We start from the raw sequence: 20,397 nt of genomic DNA, 5'->3' as shown, positions 1-20,397 counted from the left end.
GTCACACGGAAGCGGATTCACCCGTCCCACCCACCACAGTTGTCATGTATTTCGCAGGAATCGGCCCGTTGACCGGCCCGTTCATCTCGCCCTACCTTGACGCGCGCATCGGCTGGATCACGGCCTGCGCACACCTCCAGCACAGCGGGGAACCCACCGCGTTCCCCGCGACGGACCGGGTGAGGACGACATTGCGAAAACGACGGAGAGCACCACTGCCCGCGCTCGTGGCCACTGCCACGCTCCTGGGCCTGTGCGTCGGTCTGCCCGGGGCGACCCCCTCGGCGGCGGACGCACCCACGGGGCACGCACGGGTCGCGGCCCAGCAGCCGGTGGAGCGGGAGATCACTCTGATCACCGGCGACCGGGTCCGGCTGACCGCCGGGGGGACGTACGCCGGGCTGATCCCCGCCAAGGGACGGGAGAAGATCCCCACCCAGATTCAGAACATGAAGGGGCACACCTACGTGCTCCCCACCGACATCGCCGGCCTGGTCGCCTCCGAGCGGCTGGACCTGCGGCTCTTCGACGTGACGGAGCTGAGCCGTCCCGCCTACCGGCGCCTGGCGGGCGACGGGCTGCCGCTCATCGTCACGTACACGGGCGCGCGTCCGGCGGCCCGCGCCCGGATGGCCGACGCCTCCGGCGCGACCGTGCGGGCCACGCTCGACAGCGTCAACGGCGACGCGCTCACCGTGGGTAAGGAGGGCGCCGCCGGCATCTGGCGTTCCCTCACCGCCGAGGGCGGGACCCAGCGGTTACTGGCGCCCGGCGTGCGGAGGGTCGGTCTCGACGGACTGGTGCGTCCCTCCCTGGACATCAGCGTCCCGCAGATCGGAGCGCCGACTGCCTGGCAGGCCGGTTACGACGGCAAGGGCGTCAAGATCGCGGTCCTGGACACCGGCATCGATACCGGGCACCCCGACGTGGGCCCCAAGGTGACGCAGGTGCGGGACTTCACCGAGTCCCCCGACGCTCTCGACCACTACGGGCACGGAACACATGTCGCCTCGATCGCCGCGGGCACCGGTGCGCAGTCGCAGGGGAAGTACCGCGGTGTGGCTCCCGGAGCCGAACTCATCAGTGGGAAGGTCCTCGACGACAGGGGCTCCGGCGAGGAGTCCGGGATCATCGCCGGTATGGAGTGGGCGGTAGAACAGGGCGCCACCGTCGTCAACATGTCGTTGGGCGGTGACGACGCGCCGGGACTCGACCCGCTCGAAGAAGCCGTGAACCGGCTGTCCGACGACGCGCTCTTCGTCATCGCCGCCGGCAACATGGGGCCGGACGCGTCCACCATCAGCTCGCCCGGCTCGGCGGACGACGCCCTCACCGTGGGCGCGGTGAACAGGACGGACGCCCTGGCCGACTTCTCCTCGCGCGGACCACGCCTCGACGAGGGTGTGCTCAAGCCCGACCTGACCGCCCCCGGTGTCGACATCGCGGCGGCGAACTCCCCCGGCAGTGTGCTCGACACCCGCCCCGGGGCCGTCCATCCCGCTCCGGGCTACCTCCAGATCTCCGGCACCTCCATGGCGACCCCGCATGTCGCGGGAGCCGCGGCCGTGCTGGCGCAGCAGCATCCGGACTGGACGGGCCGGCAGCTCAAGGCCGCACTCGTCGGCTCGGTCGCACCGGGCGCCTACCGGGTCATGGAAGGCGGTGGCGGCCGGGTGGACGTCGCCGCGGCGATCCGGCAGAGCGTACTGGCCGAACCCGTCTCGCTGGACTTCGGTACCCAGGCCTGGCCGCACGAGGCAGGCGAAGCTCCGATCACCAGGACCGTCACCTACCGGAACACCGGCAGTGAGGACGCGACGCTGGACCTCGCGGTCTCCGGTACCGGCCCCGGCGGTGTGCCCGCCCCGGCCGGCTTCTTCACCCTCGGCACCACGCGGCTCACGGTCCCCGCCGGCGGCACCGCTTCCACCGAGGTCACCGCCCACACCTCAGCGGGCGGCTCCTCCTACGGCGGCTACGACCTGGCCGTCACCGCCACCGGCTCCGGAGCTCCGGTCCGCACGGCGGGCGCGGTGACGTACGAGCCCCCGATGTTCGACCTCGACCTGAAGGCCATAGGCCGCGAGGGGCAGAGGCCCGGGCTGTACGCGTGGTCGACCTGGGTGAGCGACGCCGATACCGGGATGCTCCTCAAGATCGTCAGCGGCGACGGCGGCAGCGGCAGGATACGGCTCCCGCAGGGGGACTACTCCATCACCACCACCATGCCGGCGGAGCGCTACCGGGGTCATGACTGGTTCAGCGCTCCGAAACTGCGCCTGCGGGAGGACACCACGCTGACCTTCGACGCGCGCGAGGCCAAGGAGATCGACGTCGCCCTGCCGGACGCCCCCACGGCCTCCTTCACCACGGGTGCGATCGCGGTGACCACCACGACGAACGGGGTGGAGCGGTCGCTCTACCTGAGCCTGGGCAACTGGGAACTGGGCAACCGCACCAAGCAGGTCGGTCCGCCCGTGCCGCCGGGTGAGCTGACGTCGTATCTGAACGAGCAGTGGAACGCGCCGGGGGCGGAGTACCAGATCGCGCACACCAGAAAGGGCTCCTTCTACACCGGCCACACCCAGCGCGTGAAGCGGTCCGACCTCGCCGAACTGATCGTCAGGCACGGCTCGTCGGTCGAGGGCGCCATGCTGCGCAACGAGACGATCCCGGCCAGGGGCGCCACGACCGGCTACACCTACGTGTCGCCCGCGCGGGGTGAGACCAGGGCGTATCTGATGGGCGGCTACAGCTGGCGACGGAGCTCCCAGTACGCGAGCAGCGGCTGGATCCAGAACACCCTGACCACACCGTTCCGCGAGTACGCCGCGGGCCGGACCTATCACCAGGACGTCAACATCGGGGTGTTCGGCCCGACGGCGAGGGAAGGCGCGGGCCTGGTCCGTGACGGTGACGTGCTGACGGGCCGGATCAGTCCCTTCACCGACGGCGCGGGGAACACCGGCCGCGGCAGGTACGACCCGGAGACCGCGTCCACCACGCTCTTCCGCGACGGGGAGAAGTACGCCGCGGCCGACGACGTCCTGGACGCCGTGAGCTTCACGCTCCCGCCCGGCAGGGCGGAGTACCGCCTGGTCACCACCGTCGGCCGGAGTGAGGAGCTGGGCGGCGAGAAGGTGAGCTCGCGGATCAGCGCCGAGTACACGTTCACCTCGTCCCGGACCGACCGGGCCGTCGCCCTCCCGGCACGCGCGGTGCGCTACTCCCCCGCGCTCGCCGCCGACTCGACCTCGCCCGGTGGAACCGACCTGGCGGTGCCGGTCACGGTCGAGGGTGCCTCCGCGGGCGCCGGGCACGTCTCCCTCCGGGTGTCCGTCTCGTACGACGGTGGTGCGACCTGGGCCGGCAGCACGGTACGGAAGGGCCGGATCACCGTGCATAACCCGCCGGCCGGTGGCTCGGTCTCCTTCCGGGCGGAGGTCAGGGACCGGAAGGGCACCACGACCCAGACGATCATCGACGCCTACCGCACCAGATAGGGCAATGTGCGGTGGCGCCGCACGGGGGCCCGCGGGACTTCCTGTCCCCGCGGGCCCTCGGGCGGCCGCTCCGGGCGCAGGTGACGGGCAGCGCTCCGGCAGGATCCACCGCCCGCACTGCGTCCGGGCGGTGCGCGCGAGGAGTGCTAGGCCTCCGGGGTCAGTCGCACGGTCACGATCTGGAAGGGACGCAGAACCAGTGGAATACCGTCGGCGGCAGCGGAGAGCGACGGGCCGTCCGCCAAGGGCCGTTCGAGCAGGTCGGTCAACATGGCCGTGGTGCACGGGAATCCGGCCTTCAGGACCGTAGCGGTCCGCCCGCCGAGGGACTCGTAGAGTCGCACGATCACGTCGCCCGAGCGGTCGTCCGCGAGTTTGACCGCCTCGATCACGACACCGCCGTGGTCGACTTCGGCCAAGGGGGAGACGACGGCCGTACCGGCGACGGCGCGCTCGGCGAGGTTGAAGTGGTAGCCCTCGCGGACGGCGTCCCCGATGTCCGCGCCGATCACCAGACCGTAGCGCAGCCTGTGCTCGCCCTGGTCGGTGTCCGGGTCGGGGAAGAGGGGTGCGCGCAGGAGTGAGAGCCTGGCCGTGGTCGTGGTGCCGCCGTCGGGGCGGACGTCGTGGGTGACGTCGTGGCCGTAGGTGGAGTCGTTGACGAGCGCCGCTCCCCAGCCCCGCTCCTCGATGTGCAGGAAGCGGTGGGCGCAGATCTCGAAGCGGGCCGCGTCCCAGCTGGTGTTGGAGTGGGTGGGCCGCTGGACGTGGCCGAAGGGGATCTCGCTGGTGGAGGCCGCGGCCCGGATGTCCAGGGGGAATGCCGCCTTGAGGATCTTCTCGCGCTCCCGCCAGTCGATGGTGGTCTCGATGTCGACTCGGCGCGCGCCGTGCCGCAGGGTGAGAAGCTGACGGACGCGCGACCGGTTGAAGGTCCATACGATCTCGACGGCGTCGTCGTGTGCCGTGACCTCGTCCGCCTGGGTCAGGTCCCGCACGGTGTTGCGGTAGAAGGCGTCGATGTCCCAGGCGTCCCACTGGTTGGGGAAGTCCTGGTGAAGCTGGAGCAGGTTGCCCGGCATCCCAGGGGCCAGGGCTTCGCGTTCAGCTGTCAGATCATAGGCGGATGTGATCAGTCCACGCGTGTCGACGGTGATCCGCACGAGCCCGTTGTCCAGGACCAGGCTGCCGTCGTGTCCCGGTCGGACGGGCGTCATCCGCGGGGGTGCGGCGCGGGGGGCTGCGGCCAGGGCGGGCACGCCGTCGCGGCTGTGCGGGGCGGCGTTGAAGACGACACTGCCGCCGTCGGGCCCGGCCGGACCGGCCAGGGCGCGCTGGGCGTCCCCGATGATCGCGTCGAGTTCGCGCGCGACTTCCCGATGGGCCTCCTCCGTCTCACGGTGCACCCAGGCGATCGAGGAGCCGGGCAGGATGTCGTGGAACTGGTGCAGGAGGACCGTCTTCCAGATCCGGTCGAGCGCGGCGTACGGATACGGTTCCCCGGTCCGCAGCGCCGCGGTGGCCGACCACAGTTCCGCCTCTCGCAGCAGGTGTTCGCTGCGCCGGTTCCCCTGCTTGGTGGCGAGCTGGCTGGTGAGCGTGCCGCGGTGGAGTTCCAGGTAGAGCTCTCCGACCCAGACCGGCGCGTCGGGGTATTCCTCGTGCGCCTTGGCGAAGAAGTCAGCGGGTCCTTCCATCTCGACCCGCGCGGAACCCTCCAGGTTCGCGAGCCGGTCGGCTCGCGCCAGCATCTCGCGTGTGGGGCCGCCTCCGCCGTCGCCGTACCCGAACGGCACCAGGGAACGGTTGGCCGCCCCCTTGTCCCGGAAGTTGCGTTCGGTGTGACCGATGTCGGCACCGGACAGGTCACCGTTGTAGGAGTCGACGGGCGGGAAGTGACTGAAGACGCGGGAACCGTCGATCCCCTCCCACCAGAAGGTGTGGTGCGGGAACGCGTTCGTGGTGTTCCAGGAGATCTTCTGCGTGAGGAACCAGTCGATGCCCGCGAGCTTCATGAGCTGGGGCAGCGCCGCGTTGTAGCCGAAGGTGTCGGGGAGCCACATGTCGCGCGTCTCGACACCGAACTCCTCGAGGTAGAACCTCTTGCCGTGGACGAACTGCCGGACCAGGGACTCGCCACCGGACAGATTGGTGTCGGGCTCGACCCACAGGCTGCCGGTCGGGAGGAACTGCCCGGTCGCCACCTTCTGCAGCACCCGCGCATAGACCTCCGGGCGGTGTTCCTTGAGCCAGGCAAGCTGCTGTGCCTGCGACATGACGAACCGGAAGTCGGGGTGGTCGTCCATCAGCGCGGTCACGTTCGAGACGGTACGGGCCGCCTTGCGCACGGTCTCGCGTACCGGCCACAGCCAGGCCGTGTCGATGTGCGCGTGGCCGATGGCCGAGATGCGGTGGGCGCCGGCGTGGGCCGGGGCGGAGAGCGCCGGGGCCAGCACCGCCCTGGCCCGTCCCGCCGTGCCTCCGATGTCCTGGAGGTCGATCGCGTCGAGCGCCGCGCTGATCGCGTACCGGATCTGGCTGCGGCGGGTGGAGTCCTCGGGCAGCTGGTGCATGAGTCCTGAGAGGACATCGAGATCCTGAACGAGTTCCCATACGGTCTGGTCGAAGACAGCGAGGTCCATGCGCGTCAGCCGGTACAGCGGTTCACCGGCGGGTGCCGCCCGGCCGTCGGCACGCAACCAGGGCGCGACTTCGCCGGCGCGGGTGGGAACGAACGGATCGCCCGAGGAGTCGAAGTCGAAGATAAGCGGGTTGGCGGCTGCCTCGATGTGGAATTCGAAGTCCTCGCCTCCCCGGGCGTGCTCCGCGACGAGAAGCCAGGTGTTGCGCGGGTTCAGGGCCTTCACCGGGGTGCCGTCGGGACGGTGGACGAGCCCTTCGGCGGAGAACCCGGGCTGGGTGGTGCCGAAGCCGAGGTCGAGCACCGCTTCGACCCGTCGTCCCGCCCACTCGGCGGGGACGGTTCCGCGGATCCTGAACCAGCTGGTGGACCAGGCGGGGCCCCAGGGCTCACCGGTCGCGACCGGCTTGTAGGGGCCGGCGATTCCCTCGCTCACGGGGATGGGTTCGCCCTCGACGTGGTGGACGCTCACTTCGAGCGGGAGGGAGAGGGTGTGGACCGCGGGCCTGAGGCGCTGGTCGAGTACCCGGGCGAGCCTGCGTTCGGTCAGCGTACGGTCGTCGTGCATGGGGACTCCATAGAGAGTTCCGCGCGAGCTGCGCGGAGTCCGTCCGGCGGTCCGTCAGGTGGCTCGACGGCCGGGACGGGCGGACGGCGTGCGGGACTTACGGTCGGTCGGTCCCGTACCGGATGACTTCGGTGGGGACCACGGAGCGCCGGGCGGGCAGGCCGGAGGCGGGATCGGCCTTCATCCGGTCGATGAGCATCCGGCCCGCTCTGCGGCCGATCTCGTCGGCGTCGTAGGACGCGATCGTCAGCGGGAGCCCGAGGACGTCCGCGAGGTCGAAGTCGTCGAAGCCCGCCAGGGCCACGGGGACTTCGAGCGTGCGCACGGCCCGGATGGCGCCCTGGGTGAGACGGTTGTTGGTGCAGAAGAGGGCGGTGGGGGCATCCGGCTCGCGCAGCAGGGCGTCGGCGGCACGTTGCGCCGTCGTCACGTCGGTCAGTCCGCGGCGGATGTGGCGGTCGTCCGGCTCCAGGCCGGCCGCCTCGTGCGCGGCCCAGTAGCCGCGGAAGCGTTCGGCACCGGTGTAGAGGGCGGGAGGGTTGCCCAGGAACCCGATGCGCCGGTGCCCGTCCTCGATCAGACGGCCGGTGGCCGCCTCGGCACCGCCGAAGTCGTCCACCAGCACGCAGTCCGCGTCCATTCCCGCCGGCGGCCGTGAGGCGAGGACGATCGGGGTACCGCGAAGCGCGGCAGGTGTCAGGTGACGGTGGCTGCCGCCCGCCGGGACCACGATCATGCCGTCCACCTGACGGGACGCCAGGTCCTCCACGAGTCCGCGCTCCCGGTCCGCCTTCTCGCCCGTGTTGCCCAGCAGGACCCCCAGTCCGTGCTCGTCGGCGACCTCCTGCACACCGAGCGCCAGCCGTGAGTAGAAGGGGTTGGCCAGGTTGGTGACGACCAGCCCGATCATGCCGCTGCCGCCGACCCGCAGCCGGCGGGCGGTCTCGTTGCGGCGGTAGCCGAGCGCGTCGACGGCGCTGAGCACCCGTTCCCGGGTGGTCTCGCTGACCCGGGGATCGTCCTTGAGCACCCGCGAGACGGTCATCGCGCTGACATCGGCACGGGCGGCGACGTCACGCATCGTCGGCATGGCGGCGTCGCTCGGTCGGTGCTGCGCCACAGCCGTTCCTTCCTTCGTGCCCTCAGGGGTTCTGTGCCTCCGGTCGGCTGCCCGAGCCGCAGGCGCCGCCATTGTAGAGAGTGCCCGGCCCGTCGCGCCGTCCGACCCGGCGGTCGGCAGGCGTTCCGGACGCTGGGACGGCCCCGCACTCACGGGCGAACCACGCGCTGGACTCCGGCCGTTGGTGCTCCGGCCGGCGCAGGCCCGTATGCGGGGGAACGGTGTTCCGCACCGCGCGTCAGGACCCACCGGGCGGCGCCGGTCAGGGGTGCGTCGTCGGGCCGCAGGGCGGTTCGCAGTGCCATCGCCGCGACCACGGCACCGGCGCGCGGTCCTTCGGCTGCGGCCCCGGCGGTGAGCCCGGCGCGCAGCGCGGGGCCGATGAGGTCCCAGGACGCCGCCATGGAGCCGCCGACGACCATCACCTCCGGCCGGAAGGCGGCGCACCAGGGAGCCAGGGCGCGTCCCAGCGTGGTGAAGCAGCCGTCGATCGCCGCTGCGGCGTTCGGGTCCGCCGCGCGGGCGAGCTCCGCGATGGTCCGGACGTCCGGGGCCCCCGAGGTTTCGCCGAGGCCCGCGGCTCTCGCGTACCGCGCCCGTATGGCCTTGCGTGAGACGACTTCTTCCAGCGGCAGCCCGTCGGCGTCGACGCGGTGGGCCCGGCCCTCGGGCGGTACCTCGGGTCCCTCGGTGACAGGCTGCCCGTCCTGCAGGAAGGACGATCCGACGCCGGTGCCCAGCGTGATGCAGACGGCCCGGCGATGCTGGGCGGCGGCCCCGTTGTGGTGCTCCCCGATGGCGAAGGCGTCCGCGTCGTTGAGGAAACTGACGGCCTCGGCGTGCGGGAGCCGGGCCAGCAGCTCCGCCCGTACGTCCACGCCGTCCAGGGACTCGAACTTGCCGATGCCCCGGAATCTGCCGACGCCGGAGGCGTAGTCGAAGGGGCCGGGTACGGCTACGCCCCAGTGGGCCGGGCCGGGCACGGCCGTGCCCCGGGCGGCTTCGGCGAACGAGTCGAGGATCTCAGGAGCAGCGGCGTCGGCGGCCACCGGCCTGCGGACGACCGAGCCGGCGACCGGAAGCCCGGTGAGCGTGTCCACGAGGGCGGCGGTGACGTGGGTGCCGCCGATCTCCAGCACGGGGATCCGCGTCACGACGGTGTCACCAGGGACTTGATGACCTGCACGGGGTGCGGTCCGACCGGGTGGAGCCGATAGCCGCCCACGGACGCCGGGACGGTGAGGGTCTCGGCGAACGCCAGGTCGTGGCGGCGGCCGTCGGCTGTCTCCACCACCACGCCGTCACCGGCCGCGACGTTGAGGATGTGGAAGCGGCCCTCGGTGTCGTCGTGGGCCGCTTCCGTCCCGTCGAGTACGAATCGGTGGACCGCGTAGAACATCTCGGGGAGGGCGCCCAGGACTTCTTCGCGCCAGCCGGTGCCCTCACGCCTGACGCGCGGCTGCTGGACGAGGTCCTCGACGACCTCACGCCCGCGTCGCCCGGCGTCGAGGTTCGCGAAGGCGTGGCGGTGCGACAGCGGCCTGGGCACCCCGGAGCCGGTGCGGCGCAGCCAGTCGTAGAGGCGCAGTGAGTAGAGGTAGGGCGTGGCGCTGATCTCCAGTACGAGGTTCCCCGCACCGGAGGCGTGCGGGGTGCCGGCCGGGATCATGTACAGCTGACCGGGTTCGGCGGGGAAGGCCTGGATGTGGTCCTCGACGCGCAGAGGTGTGCCGTGCGTCGCCGACGCCTCGACTTCTTTCCGCAGGATGTCCACGTCCGTACTCTGCCGCAGCCCGAGGAGGACCCGGGACCCGGGTTCGCTCGCGGTGACGTAGTAGGTCTCGTGCTGCGTGTAGGGCCAGCCGAAGGTGTCCCGCATGTACCGCTCCTGCGGGTGGCAGTGCAGGGAGAGATCGCCGCCGCCGACGGTGTCGAGGTAGTCGAAGCGGATGGGGAAGGAGGTCCCGTGGCTCCGGTGCACCTCCGTCCCGAGGAACTGTTCCGGGTGGAGGACGCAGAGGAGCTGGAAGGGCAGCTCCACCACCGTGCCGGCGTCGGGACCGACGAGGACTCCCGCTTCGGGCGCGATGAGTTCGTATCCGAGGGCCGTGTTGCCGTCGACGGGCTCGAACCCGAGGTTGTCCGAGGCCCACCGGCCGCCCCAGGGAGTGGAGTTGAAGTAGGGACGGGTGCGTACGGGCTGCCGCGCGAGACCCGCGAGGGTGGCGCGGAACGTCTCGCCGTCCAGGGAGACGGGAGTCCGGGAGTCCTGTACGTCGATCCACCGGTCCATGACGGGGGCGAGCGCGTCGCGGTGGCGGTCGGAGACCGGCCAGTCGGTGTAGAAGAGGCTGCGGAGTTCGCCGGGCACGCCGGGGCGCCCGAGGTTGGCGCCCACGGGAAGTGTCCCGGAGGCGACGGCGCTCTCGGCGTAGCGCTTGGGAAGGTCCGCCCACCAGAGCAGATCCGGTGCGCAGAGGGCGGCGCCGGGGCCGTACACGAGCAGGACGCCGCCGGTGGGGCGCTCGACGGTCAGCGGCCCCTCGAAGAGGTCGGCCATCGTGAACTCCGCGAGCGGGAGGAAGAAGGCGTCCGCCCCGGCGTCGGGAACGCACAGACGCTCGACGGCCGCGGGTGACCAGTGCTCCCGTACGTCGAGGGCGGAGACGTCGACGGCGCGTGCCCGCAGCGCCGCGGCGAGCTCGCGGGCGGTCCGTTCCCAGTCAAGGGCGGGCGGTCCGTCCAGGGCGAGCACGACCGGCCCGGTGGGCAGGGTCGCGACTGCTTCGTCCCAGCCGGTGGCCACGGGCCCGGCGGCCGGGTAGCGGGGGTTGCGTTCGTAGGGGCGGGGCTCCGAGTGCACAGGTCCTCCAGGGCAGACGATCAGGCGACCGGCAGGATGGTATCGATAACATTTATGGAGAGCAAGGCGTGTACCCGGAACACAGTCATAGCCGCAGCTAGGCGGCTCTTGTAGGCGTCATCTCGTCACGGAGTCTTGTATTGACCCCATGGTGTCGTTAACATCCTGGCAATCCGGACCGCCGAAGTGCGCGGTGCGGCGCGATCTCGCAGAGGGCCGCACAGCCCCTCACCCATCACACCCCAGAGCCAGGGATCCCTGCCGGGATCCGGAGGGAAGGGAATCCATGAGATCAATCGGCGGGGCGACCCGATGGTCGTCCCACCCGCTCGGCCGCCGCAGCGTCCTGGCGGGCGTCGCGGCCGGCGGTGCCGCCGCTCTGACCGGCTGCGCCCGGGGCGACAGCACCGCGGTCGAGCCCGGCACCACCTCGCTCGCCAACGACAACGCCACCTGGGACCAGGGCTACGTCGCGGCCGGGCGGGAGCTGAAGAAGCTCACCGGTCACTCCCTGCGGCCGTTGTCCAACCCCAGCCCCACGTCGTACAGGCAGGTCACGCAGATCTCGCTGCAGACGACCAAGGCCTCCGACATGATCAAGTGGGCTTCGGGCTACTTCCTCAAGTCACTGGCCCGCACCGGAGAACTCAGCGACCTCTCCACCGTCTGGGCCGACTACGAGCGCAGGGGCTGGATCACGCCGCAGACCCGCGAGGCCATGTCCTACCGCGGCTCCGTGTACGGGATACCGCTCTACGAGTCGTACTACGTGCTCTTCTACAACACCGCCGTCTTCCGCAAGCACGGCCTCCGGGCGCCCGGGACCTGGGAGGAGATGCTGCACAACGCCGAAGTGCTGAAGAAGGCGGGCGTCATCCCGTTCGTTGCCACCCAGAACGGCAACTGGCCCGCCTACGAGTGGTTCCAGGAACTCGTCAGCAAGGTGGACCCGGATTTCTACACGCGGCTGACCAGCGGAAAGGCCCTGTACACCGACCCGCAGGCGAGGAAGGCCCTTCAGATCTGGCAGGACTTCATGCGCAAGGGCTGGATGACGGCGGCGGACTTCGACCAGAACAACGGCCCCGCGGCGCTGAAGGCGGGTCGCGTCGGCATGTTCCTGCACGGGTCATGGCAGTCGCAGGGAATCGCCGCCACCGGCATGAAGCCGGGTGTCGACTTCGACGCCTTCGTCATGCCGCCGGTCCAGTCCTCCACGCGTCGCTCCGTCATCACGGAGTCCGGAGTGCTCGCCGTTCCGCGCAAGGCGGCCTCGCACGAGGCCGCGATGGCCAACGCCGCGAACTGGCTCGACCCGAAGGTCCAGAAGGTGTGGACCGACTTCCTCCAGGATGCCTCGGCCAATCCACGCTCCCGGCCCGGCAACCCGGTGATAGCCGGCCTCAAGGACCAGGCGCTGCGAGAGCACTGGACCCTGCTGCCGCGCTACGGCGAGTCAGGTCCGCCGAACCTCATCCAGGGGAACACCGACGACCTGGGGAGCTTCATGACCGGGGCGTCATCACCCGAGAGCACGCTGCGCAGCATGGCGGGCCGAGCGGCCGAGGAGTGGGCGGCATGGGAGAGGGACGAGGCATGAGTTCTTCTCTCGACCAGCGCCCTGCCCGGTCCCCCGGGCCCCGCACACCGTCGGGGCCCGGCCGCCCCGGCAGCTCCGGACCGGCGCGGCGTGACGCCCGGCGCACACGTGACCGTTTCGCGGCCGCCGGCTTCCTCGCCCCCGCCGTGCTGCTCGTGAGCGCACTGCTCCTCGTCCCTTTCGCCACGACCGTCTACCGGAGCCTCTTCGACGACCGGCGCGTCTCGGGCTTCGCCGGACTCGACAACTACGCCCTCTTCCTCGACGACCCGGTGCTGACCCGCTCGATCGAGAACACGTTGATGTGGGTGGCCGGCACGGTCGCGCTCCCGCTCGTCCTCGGCCTCGCCATCGCCGTACTGACCCAGGGCACCGGCTGGTCCCGCGCCGCCCGGCTGCTCGTCGTGCTTCCCTACGCCCTGTCGGGCTCGGCCGTCGCGGTGGTGTGGAACTTCGTCCTCAACACCGACGGCGCCGCGAACCAGGTCCTCAAGGCGTTCGGCATGGGTTCCCTGGCCCAGGGCTGGCTGCTGGAATGGCCGGGGAACACCATCGTGATGATCATCGCCAATACCTGGCAGTCGGCGGGCGTCGCGGTCATCCTGTTCCTGGTCGGCCTCCAGACCATCCCGCCCGAGACCCTCGAGGCGGCCTCCCTGGACGGTGCGGCCGGCTGGCGGAAGTTCTGGTTCGTGGTGCTGCCGCAGCTGCGCACCGTCTCGGTCATCGTCGTCGGCACGAGCCTCGTCAACGGGCTCAAGTCCTTCGACCTGATCTGGGTGCTCACCCAGGGCGGACCCGGCAGGCAGTCGGAGACCCTCGCGGTCTCGATGTACCAGGAGACGTTCCTCGCCCTCCACCCCGGAGCCGGCGCGGCGGTGGCGGTCGTCCTCACCGTGATCGTGCTCCTCACCTCCTGGCTGTATCTGCGGCGTCAGCTGACCCCGAAAGGCAACTGATCATGCCCACCTTCCCCGACGCGCCCCGTCGTGCCCGGCGGGCACGGCTCACACCCGGCCGGATCCTGCGCAACGTGACCCTGACGGTCATCTCCCTCGTCTGGGCCCTGCCCACCTGGCTGCTGCTCGTCAACGCCTTCGTTCCGGCGGCCGACTACGGCGGAACACCCCACTGGTGGCCGCAGGGCTTCGGCCTCTTCGACAACATGGCGCAAGCGTGGACGAAGGCCGAGCTCGGCCCGTCCATGGGCAACAGCCTTCTCTACGCCGTGACCAGCGCCGCCGTCGCCATCGTCGTGGCGACCACCGCCGCCTTCGCGACCGTCGTCATGCCGGTCAGGCGCAAGACCCTCTGGTTCTGGCTGATCTACTCGGGAACCCTGCTGCCGCTCCAGGTCTTCCTGCGCCCCCTGTTCCTCGCCTACGCCGGCACGGGGCTCTACGACGCCCAGTTCGGGCTGTTCCTGGTCTACGTGGCGATCGCCATCCCGTTCGCGTACTTCATCATGCGCAACTTCGCCCTGACCCTCGCACCGGAGATCATCGAGGCGGCGAGGATGGACGGCGCGTCCTGGTGGAGGGTCTTCTGGCAGATTCACGTCCCCCTGTCCAGGTCCGCCATGGTGGCCGCCTTCGTCTTCCAGTTCGTCGCCGTCTGGAACGACCTGCTGTTCGGCATCACCCTGTCCACCAGTAGGAACATCCGTCCGGTCATGGCCGCACTGGCCGAGCTGCAGGGCAACTACTCGAACGTGGGGCCGCCGGTCGTTCTCGGCGGTGCCCTGCTGGTCTCCCTGCCGACCGTCGTCCTGTTCTTCTCCGCACAGCGCTTCTTCGTCAGCAGCCTCAAGCTGAACGGCTGACGGCACCCCGCACCCTCACCTTCACACTCCGCTCGAAAGGCAGACCACGGTGAAGACACCCGTACGCGCCGCGCTGGCCCTCGCCGTCCTCTCCGGCGCCCTGTGGGCCGGACCCGCCTCCGCCGCCGGCACCGCCCCGCACACCACACCCGCCACCTGGTCCCACCGTGCCGAGGCCGCCTACGGTGCGTTGCAGCAGCACCTCTACCAGGGCCCGCAGGAGCACGGCCTCTACCAGGAGAAGACACCCCGCGCGGAGGGGGAGAACCCCCACTCCTACCTCTGGCCGCTGCGTGAGGCTGCCGCCGCGACGGTCGACATGTCGGAACTGCCGCACGTCGGCCCCCGCTACGCCCGCGATGCCGCCGAGCGTTTCGACGCTCTTCGGCTGTACTTCGACCCCCGTGACGGCAGGCCCGGATACGACTCCTACCTGCCCGCCCCCCTGGGTCAGGGCGGTGACGTCTTCTACGACGACAACGCCGTCGTCGGGCTCTCCTTCCTCGACCAGTACCGCGCGACCGGCAAGCGGCTCTACCTCGACCGCGCGCGGGAGACCTACGCGGTCGTCAGCCGTGGATGGGACGAGGACCCCGCCAAGCCGTGCCCGGGCGGCATGCACTGGGTCGACTCGCCGGGCAACACCATGAGGGCCGCCAACGTCACCGGGCTCTCCGCCCAGCTCGCCGCCGAGCTGTATGCCATAGGCCGCGACGACCGGGTGCTGGAGAGCGCGAAGCGGTGGTACGAGTGGAACTGGTCCTGCCTGCGGCGCTCACCGGGCCTCTACAACAACAGCCGTGACGACGACGGCACCGTGAACGAAGCCCTGTGGTCGTACAACTCCGGCGCGATGATCGGCACCGCCACGACGCTCTACCGGGCGACCGGGGACCGCCGCTACCTCGACCGGGCCGTCGACGACGCGAAGGGCTCCCTCGCGTACTGGGAGCAGGACGACCGGCTGCACGACCAGCCGGCGATCTTCAACGCCTTCTACTTCGACAACCTCCGCATCCTGGACGAGGAGCGGCCCGACCCCGCCTACCGGGCGGCGGCCGCCGCGTACGCCGACCGGACCTGGCAGGAGAACCGGACACCGTCCGACGGGCTCTTCCGCTTCCAGCCCTCCGGCGGCGGTGACCACGCCCCTGCAGCACCGGCCGAGACACTCGAACAGTCCGCGATGGTGCAGATCTTCGCCGGTCTCGCCTCAGACCCGTCCTGAACCACCCCCGCCCCGAGCAGAACGTCCCGGCACCACACACGAGTGGAGACCTCTCCCATGCCCCGCCCCGAACTTGCCCGTCCCTCCTGGTGGGACTCGAACATGGCCCGAGACATCCTGCGCCGGCGCGCGGTGTCCGCCGAGGGTGCCCTCGGCGGACACCGGGTCCAGCTCTCCTGCGAACCGCTCCTGCGCCACGACGGCGCGGGCGGGCTTCTCCAGTCCGTCCGCGTGACCGCGGACAGGACGCTCACCCGGGCCCGCGTCACCACCGTCACCGGCAGCGTGCTGCGCTGTGACATCGTCGCGGGGCCGGGCACGGACACCAGGCTGCTGGTTCCGGAGGTGAACGCTCCCACACCCGTCCTGATCGAACTGCCGGAGCTCTCCGACGGGGAGAGCGTCGAACTCCTGCTCACCCCGCAGCGCCACTGGACACTGCACCTGGTCCAGCACGCCCACCTCGACATCGGCTACACGGATCCGCAGGGAACCGTGCTGGCCGAAGGACGCAAGTACCTCGACTCCCTGCTCGAACTGTGCCGGACGACCGACGACAGGCCCGACGCGTCGAAGTTCCGCTGGGCGGTGGAAGGCCACTTCAGCTTCGAGAACTGGGCGCAGAACCGCCCTGAGCGAATGGTGGCGGAGTTCCTGGACCGGGTGCGCGAGGGCCGCATCGAACTGACGGCGATGCCCTTCAATCTGCACACCGAGACCTGCTCCACCGATGAACTGCACGAACTCCTGCGCCCGATACGAGAGTTGCGGGACCGCGAAGGGATCGAGGTCACCACGGCCATGCAGACGGACGTCCCGGGCCAGGTCGTGGGCCTGCCCGACGTCCTCGTGGACAGCGGCATCCGCTACCTGTCGGTCGCGCACAACTGGGCCGGACGCGCGGTGCCGCACCACGTCGGCGGCCAGGACCTGCCTCGTCTGTTCCGCTGGCGGGCGCCGAGCGGCCGTGAGGTCCTGGTGTGGCGTACCGACACACCTCACGGCCTTGCGTACATGGAGGGCTCGATCCTCGGCTTCGACGAATCCTTCGACCGCGTCGACGACCTGCTGCCGCACTACCTCTCGGCCATGGCGAACCACCAGTACCCGCACGAGGGCAAGGGCATCCCGGGATTCCCCGTCCTGGACGAGGAGTTCAAGGGCGACCCCTACCCCTGGGACATCCTGCATCTGCGGGTCCTGGGCAAGTTCGCCGACAACGGGCCGCCGCGCCGCGTCATCGCCGACACCGTCCACCGCTGGAACGAGGAGTGGGCCTTCCCCGCGCTGCGCACCTCGCGCAACGAGGACTTCTTCGTCGACGCGGAGGAGCGGCTCGGCGACCGGATCGAAACCTACGAGGGCGACTGGACCGACTGGTGGGTCGACGGTGTAGGTGCCGGAGCCGTGCCGCTGGCCGCCACCCGTGACGGGCAGGCGGCCCTGGCGGACGCCCAGACCCTCGCCGGCTACGCCGAGATACTGGGGGCCGCGGGCGGGCCGGAGATCGTGCGCGCGGCACCGGACGTGTACCGAGCCGCGTCCCTGTTCAACGAGCACACCTGGGGTGCGGGTGACCCCTGGACGCACGGCGACCACGGGCACGCCTCGGGCGAGCGCCAATGGCACTGGAAGTACGCCCAGGCGCTGCGGGCCCACGACGGGGCGCACACCCTGCTGGACGCCGCGACTGCGGCGCTGGGAGAGTGCCTGGCTCCGCGCGAGGGCACGCTCGCCGGCTACTACGTCGTCAACACCTGCAGCTGGGAACGTTCCGAGACGGTCCGGCTCTTCCTCCCCGAGAGCACCGTGCCGCTCGCGGACGCGGTTCGGGTCGTGGACTCCCGCGACGGCACGGAGCTGGAGGTGGCACAGGAGCCGCAGAGCAACGAACTCCACCGCGCGGCCGGCCGGTTCCTGCTGTTCCGGCTGGCGGGCGTCCCGGCACACGGAACGGTCCGGGTGGACATCGAGCCCGCTGCCACTCCCGCGGCCGGCCCGCCCGCACGGGCCGGTTCCCCGGCCCACGACTCGGCGGTGCTGGAGAACGAGTTCCTTCGCGTCCGGGTCGACCTGGCGTCCGCGTGCATCGGCTCGGTCCTGGACAAGCGGACGGGACGCGAACTGGTCCGGCAGGACGCCACCGTCGGCTTCAACGGATACCTGTACGACGAGTACGCCACAGCGGGCGGTTTCAACCACCAGTCCAGCAAGACCACGGCCGACGACTCCATGCACCTGCTGGCCACTCGCAGGACCGCGCCTCCGGCCGCGCTGGTGGAACGCACCTCGGACGCGACCGGCGAGACACTGGTCTACGAGTGCGCCCCGGCCGGCACCCGGCGGCTGCGCGTGCGGGTCCATCTGCCGAGGGCGAGCGCCCGGATAGACCTGGAGAACCGGATCGACAAAGCGGCGACACTGACGAAGGAGAGCGCCTTCTTCGCCTTCCCGTTCGCGATGAGCTCCCCGCACGTCCGCATGGAGGCCACCGGCGGAGTCACCGGGACCGGGCTGCCCACGGTGCCCGGTTCGGCCCGGCACATGCGGGCGGTCCGCCGCTGGGTCAGCCTCCAGGAAGGTACGACGAGCGCGGCGCTGGCCACGCAGGACGCACCCCTGATCCAGTTGGGCGGGATCGCGATTCCCTATGTGCCCTACCCCCAGTCGCTCGCCCAGGACGAGCCGGCGACCGTGTTCTCCTGGGTGCACAACAACATCTGGGACACCAACTTCCCCTCCGAGCAGGCTTTTGACCACGTCTTCCGCTACAGCGTCGGATGGGACGACGCACCGGACGTCACCGGTGAGGTGACCGGCATGCGCACGGCGGCCGTCGGCAGCCGCCCCCTGCTCGCAGTGCGGGCCGGGGGGACGGCCGAAGCCGGTCCGCGCAGCTCCTACGGGTTCCTGGATCTCGACGATCCGCGCCTGCGCGTCGTCGGTCTGACCGTGCCGGAACCCGGACGTCTGCTCGTACGGTTGCAGTCCTTCGCGGAGGAACCGGTCACCTGCCGGCTGACCCCGGGCTTCCCCGCCTCCGAGGCCATGTCCGCCGACTATCTCGGCGCGGTGATCGCACCGCTGCACGCCGAGGCCGACGGCTCCCTGCGGGTATCTGTGCCCCGTCTCGGGACGACGGCGGTGTCGCTGCTCACCAGGGCGGAGCGCCGCTGACCGGGATGTGGTGACCGGGATGTGGTGACGTCCTCCCGCTTCCATGCCACAGGAGGACGGTGGCGGGCGGTCAGCGCAGCGCGCTCATCGCCCGCCACCGGTCCCACGGCACGTTCCAGGCCCCGAAGCCGTTGCCCGGGGCGACGGTGGCGGCGCTCCGGTCGGGCTAAAGGTCGAACTCGATGTGCTCGACGTCGGTGTACTCCACCAGGAGTCCGGAGGCGCGGCGGCCGTTGTCCTTGAAGTAGGTCTCCTGCAGCGCCTCGGCTGCGATGTTCTGGAGCTGCCGGTCGGTGGCGCCCTGGTCGCGGGCATCGAAGAGCCGAGCGGCGTAGGCGGGCGGAAGGGCGACGGTGAGGTGACGCAGTCGGGCGTCGTCCGTGGAGCCGGGGGCTGCGGTGCAGCCGAAGCGTGCGCGGGTGTCGATGATGATGCCGTGGGTGGTCCCGGCCCTGCGTTTCGCCCGGGCGCGGATCTGGGGCTGCCATCGCTGGGTGACCTCTTGTTCCAGGCGCGCGGCGAGGTCTTTGCGAGGGGTTCTGATCTGGTCCTTGACGTAGCGTTCGACGGTACGCCGGCTGATTCCCAGTTCCTGGGCTGCGGCCTTGGTGGACTTCAGCTGTCGGACGAGGTAGCGCATGAGTGCCCCGGCCGAGGTGGGGATCGGCCTGGTGAACGCCTTGTGGACGGCCTTGTCGAGCCCGTCGGCGAGCTGTCCCATCGGTTTTACTCCCCGGTGTCCGTGCGGCTGACGTGGCCGTCCTTGATGTACCGGGCGATGTTCTCGTCCGGGCCGTGTTCCTCACGAACGCCCTCCGCCCACAGGGTGGTCTGGGTGCCCTCGTGCTTGACCATGCCGGGGCTGACCCCGAGGCGGAAGCCTCCCGGCAGCTGTCGGCCGTCCCTGTACGGGAGGAAGTCGAGAGGGCTGGGTCCGTCGCAGGCGTAGACGGCGCAGTCGTAGAGGATCGCGACCGGATACTGGCCGGTGGCGTCGGCGAGTTTCAGCATCTTGCGGTGCATGTTGATGCGCGCCTTGGAGATGACCGCGGCTCGGATGTCCGGGCGCCAGGTGGGACGGGACAGGGCCCGCCAGGGCCGGCCGGGCTTCCAGCCCTCGCCGCGGGAGCGTTGGAGCCACGCACACCGCGACGGTGCCCCCGGACCGAGGAGCACCGGGTGCCGTGGGAAGGAACACGTACTGGCCGGGCACCCCGACGTCCTTCGCGCGTGGCGCCGTCCTCGCGGACGTCACGCGGGTGATTATGTGCGGACACAGCCCTCTCCCCCGCACGAGGCGATGCCATGCCCGACCGCGCCGACCATGCCCGCCCAAGGGGTCTTCTGCCGTCGTCGGCCCTCCTGCGCCGGCCGGCGGAACAGTCGCTGTTCAGCGGCATCTACGGCCTGGTGCTGGCCAGTGCCCTGGTGGCCGCTCTCGACGGGACGGGCGAGGAGGCCGATCCCGGACCGGACGCGCTGTGGGTCCTGCTCACCGCACTGGCGGCGGGCGCCGCCCATGGATACGCGCACGTCATCGCCCAGCGCGCGTCCGCGGACGGGGCACCCACCCCCGGCAGGCTGCGGCTGGTTCTCGCCGAGTGGCCGCTGGTCGCCGCCGTACTGCCCACAGTGGCGATACTGCTTGCCGCGGAAGCCGGGTGGTGGTCGGAAGCCATGGCCGCAGACACGGCCCTCCTGCTCAACACCATCGCCCTGTTCGGCTGGGGCGCCTGGGCCGCCCGCACGGCCGGGTACGGATGGCCGGCTTCGTGCCGGGCTGGGGCCATGGACATGCTCATCGGTCTGGCGGTCATCATCGCGGACACCCTGATCGAGTGAGGCCTCGGCACTCCTCGTCATCGACCTCCCGCC

General features: G+C 70.8%; 12 protein-coding genes and 1 pseudogene. 7 read left to right on the top strand and 6 right to left on the bottom strand.

Going from position 1 to position 20,397, the window contains the following annotated elements; all coding sequences use genetic code 11:
• The first annotated feature begins 44 nt into the window (after positions 1–44).
• A complete protein-coding gene (locus tag ACFYY2_RS10415) occupies positions 45–3,503 on the top strand; it encodes a S8 family peptidase (RefSeq protein ID WP_388739829.1) in 3,459 nt (1,152 codons plus the stop codon).
• Positions 3,504–3,649: 146 nt separating this feature from the next.
• Here the strand turns inward: ACFYY2_RS10415 and ACFYY2_RS10410 are convergent, their stop codons facing one another.
• The 4 genes from ACFYY2_RS10410 to ACFYY2_RS10395 form a co-directional block, all read right to left on the bottom strand.
• Positions 3,650–6,712: an alpha-mannosidase gene (locus ACFYY2_RS10410; RefSeq protein WP_388739827.1), complete on the bottom strand. Its 3,063-nt coding sequence runs from the start codon at positions 6,710–6,712 to the stop codon at positions 3,650–3,652.
• 97 nt (positions 6,713–6,809) lie between these two features.
• A complete protein-coding gene (locus ACFYY2_RS10405; protein ID WP_388740061.1) occupies positions 6,810–7,793 on the bottom strand; it encodes a LacI family DNA-binding transcriptional regulator in 984 nt (327 codons plus the stop codon).
• 188 nt (positions 7,794–7,981) lie between these two features.
• A complete protein-coding gene (locus ACFYY2_RS10400) occupies positions 7,982–8,986 on the bottom strand; it encodes an ROK family protein (RefSeq protein ID WP_388739824.1) in 1,005 nt (334 codons plus the stop codon).
• On the bottom strand, positions 8,983–10,695 hold the full coding sequence (locus tag ACFYY2_RS10395; protein WP_388739821.1) for a class I mannose-6-phosphate isomerase: 1,713 nt from the start codon (positions 10,693–10,695) through the stop codon (positions 8,983–8,985). The genes ACFYY2_RS10400 and ACFYY2_RS10395 overlap by 4 nt, the downstream gene beginning before the upstream one ends.
• 286 nt (positions 10,696–10,981) lie before the next feature.
• On the opposite strand from ACFYY2_RS10395, the gene ACFYY2_RS10390 reads away from it, so the two are divergent.
• Genes ACFYY2_RS10390 through ACFYY2_RS10370 form a run of 5 tightly spaced genes read left to right on the top strand, consistent with a single transcriptional unit; the run spans position 10,982 to position 18,522 of the window.
• Complete coding sequence (locus tag ACFYY2_RS10390) at positions 10,982–12,295, top strand: ABC transporter substrate-binding protein (protein WP_388739819.1); 1,314 nt, start codon at positions 10,982–10,984, stop codon at positions 12,293–12,295.
• Positions 12,292–13,254: a carbohydrate ABC transporter permease gene (locus ACFYY2_RS10385; RefSeq protein WP_388739817.1), complete on the top strand. Its 963-nt coding sequence runs from the start codon at positions 12,292–12,294 to the stop codon at positions 13,252–13,254. Before ACFYY2_RS10390 ends, ACFYY2_RS10385 begins: the two co-directional genes overlap by 4 nt.
• A 2-nt stretch (positions 13,255–13,256) precedes the next feature.
• Positions 13,257–14,117: a carbohydrate ABC transporter permease gene (locus ACFYY2_RS10380; protein WP_388739814.1), complete on the top strand. Its 861-nt coding sequence runs from the start codon at positions 13,257–13,259 to the stop codon at positions 14,115–14,117.
• Positions 14,118–14,166: 49 nt separating this feature from the next.
• Positions 14,167–15,345 (top strand): glycoside hydrolase family 76 protein, encoded by a 1,179-nt coding sequence (locus ACFYY2_RS10375; protein WP_388739811.1) that lies wholly within the window; start codon positions 14,167–14,169, stop codon positions 15,343–15,345.
• Between the two features lie 57 nt (positions 15,346–15,402).
• Positions 15,403–18,522, top strand: a complete 3,120-nt coding sequence (locus tag ACFYY2_RS10370; RefSeq protein ID WP_388739809.1) for an alpha-mannosidase — start codon at positions 15,403–15,405, stop codon at positions 18,520–18,522.
• Between the two features lie 166 nt (positions 18,523–18,688).
• Here the strand turns inward: ACFYY2_RS10370 and tpg are convergent, their stop codons facing one another.
• Together tpg and ACFYY2_RS10360 are read right to left on the bottom strand one after the other, a co-directional pair.
• Positions 18,689–19,243 carry a telomere-protecting terminal protein Tpg gene (gene tpg / locus ACFYY2_RS10365; RefSeq protein WP_388739806.1) on the bottom strand — a complete coding sequence of 185 codons (555 nt, stop codon included), beginning with the start codon at positions 19,241–19,243 and terminating at the stop codon, positions 18,689–18,691.
• 5 nt (positions 19,244–19,248) lie between these two features.
• Positions 19,249–19,656 (bottom strand): annotated as a pseudogene (locus ACFYY2_RS10360) (transcriptional regulator); the annotation flags it as partial.
• A 171-nt stretch (positions 19,657–19,827) separates the two neighbouring features.
• On the opposite strand from ACFYY2_RS10360, the gene ACFYY2_RS10355 reads away from it, so the two are divergent.
• Positions 19,828–20,364, top strand: coding sequence for a hypothetical protein (locus ACFYY2_RS10355; protein ID WP_388739804.1), 537 nt, complete (start codon positions 19,828–19,830; stop codon positions 20,362–20,364).
• Positions 20,365–20,397: the final 33 nt, after the last annotated feature.

Origin of the sequence: Streptomyces sp. NPDC001822 (assembly GCF_042892135.1) — a bacterium.
In the GTDB taxonomy this organism is placed as follows: Bacteria; Actinomycetota; Actinomycetes; order Streptomycetales; family Streptomycetaceae; genus Streptomyces.
Note: the sequence above shows the minus strand (reverse complement) of the source record. Positions and strands in the feature narration are given on the sequence as shown.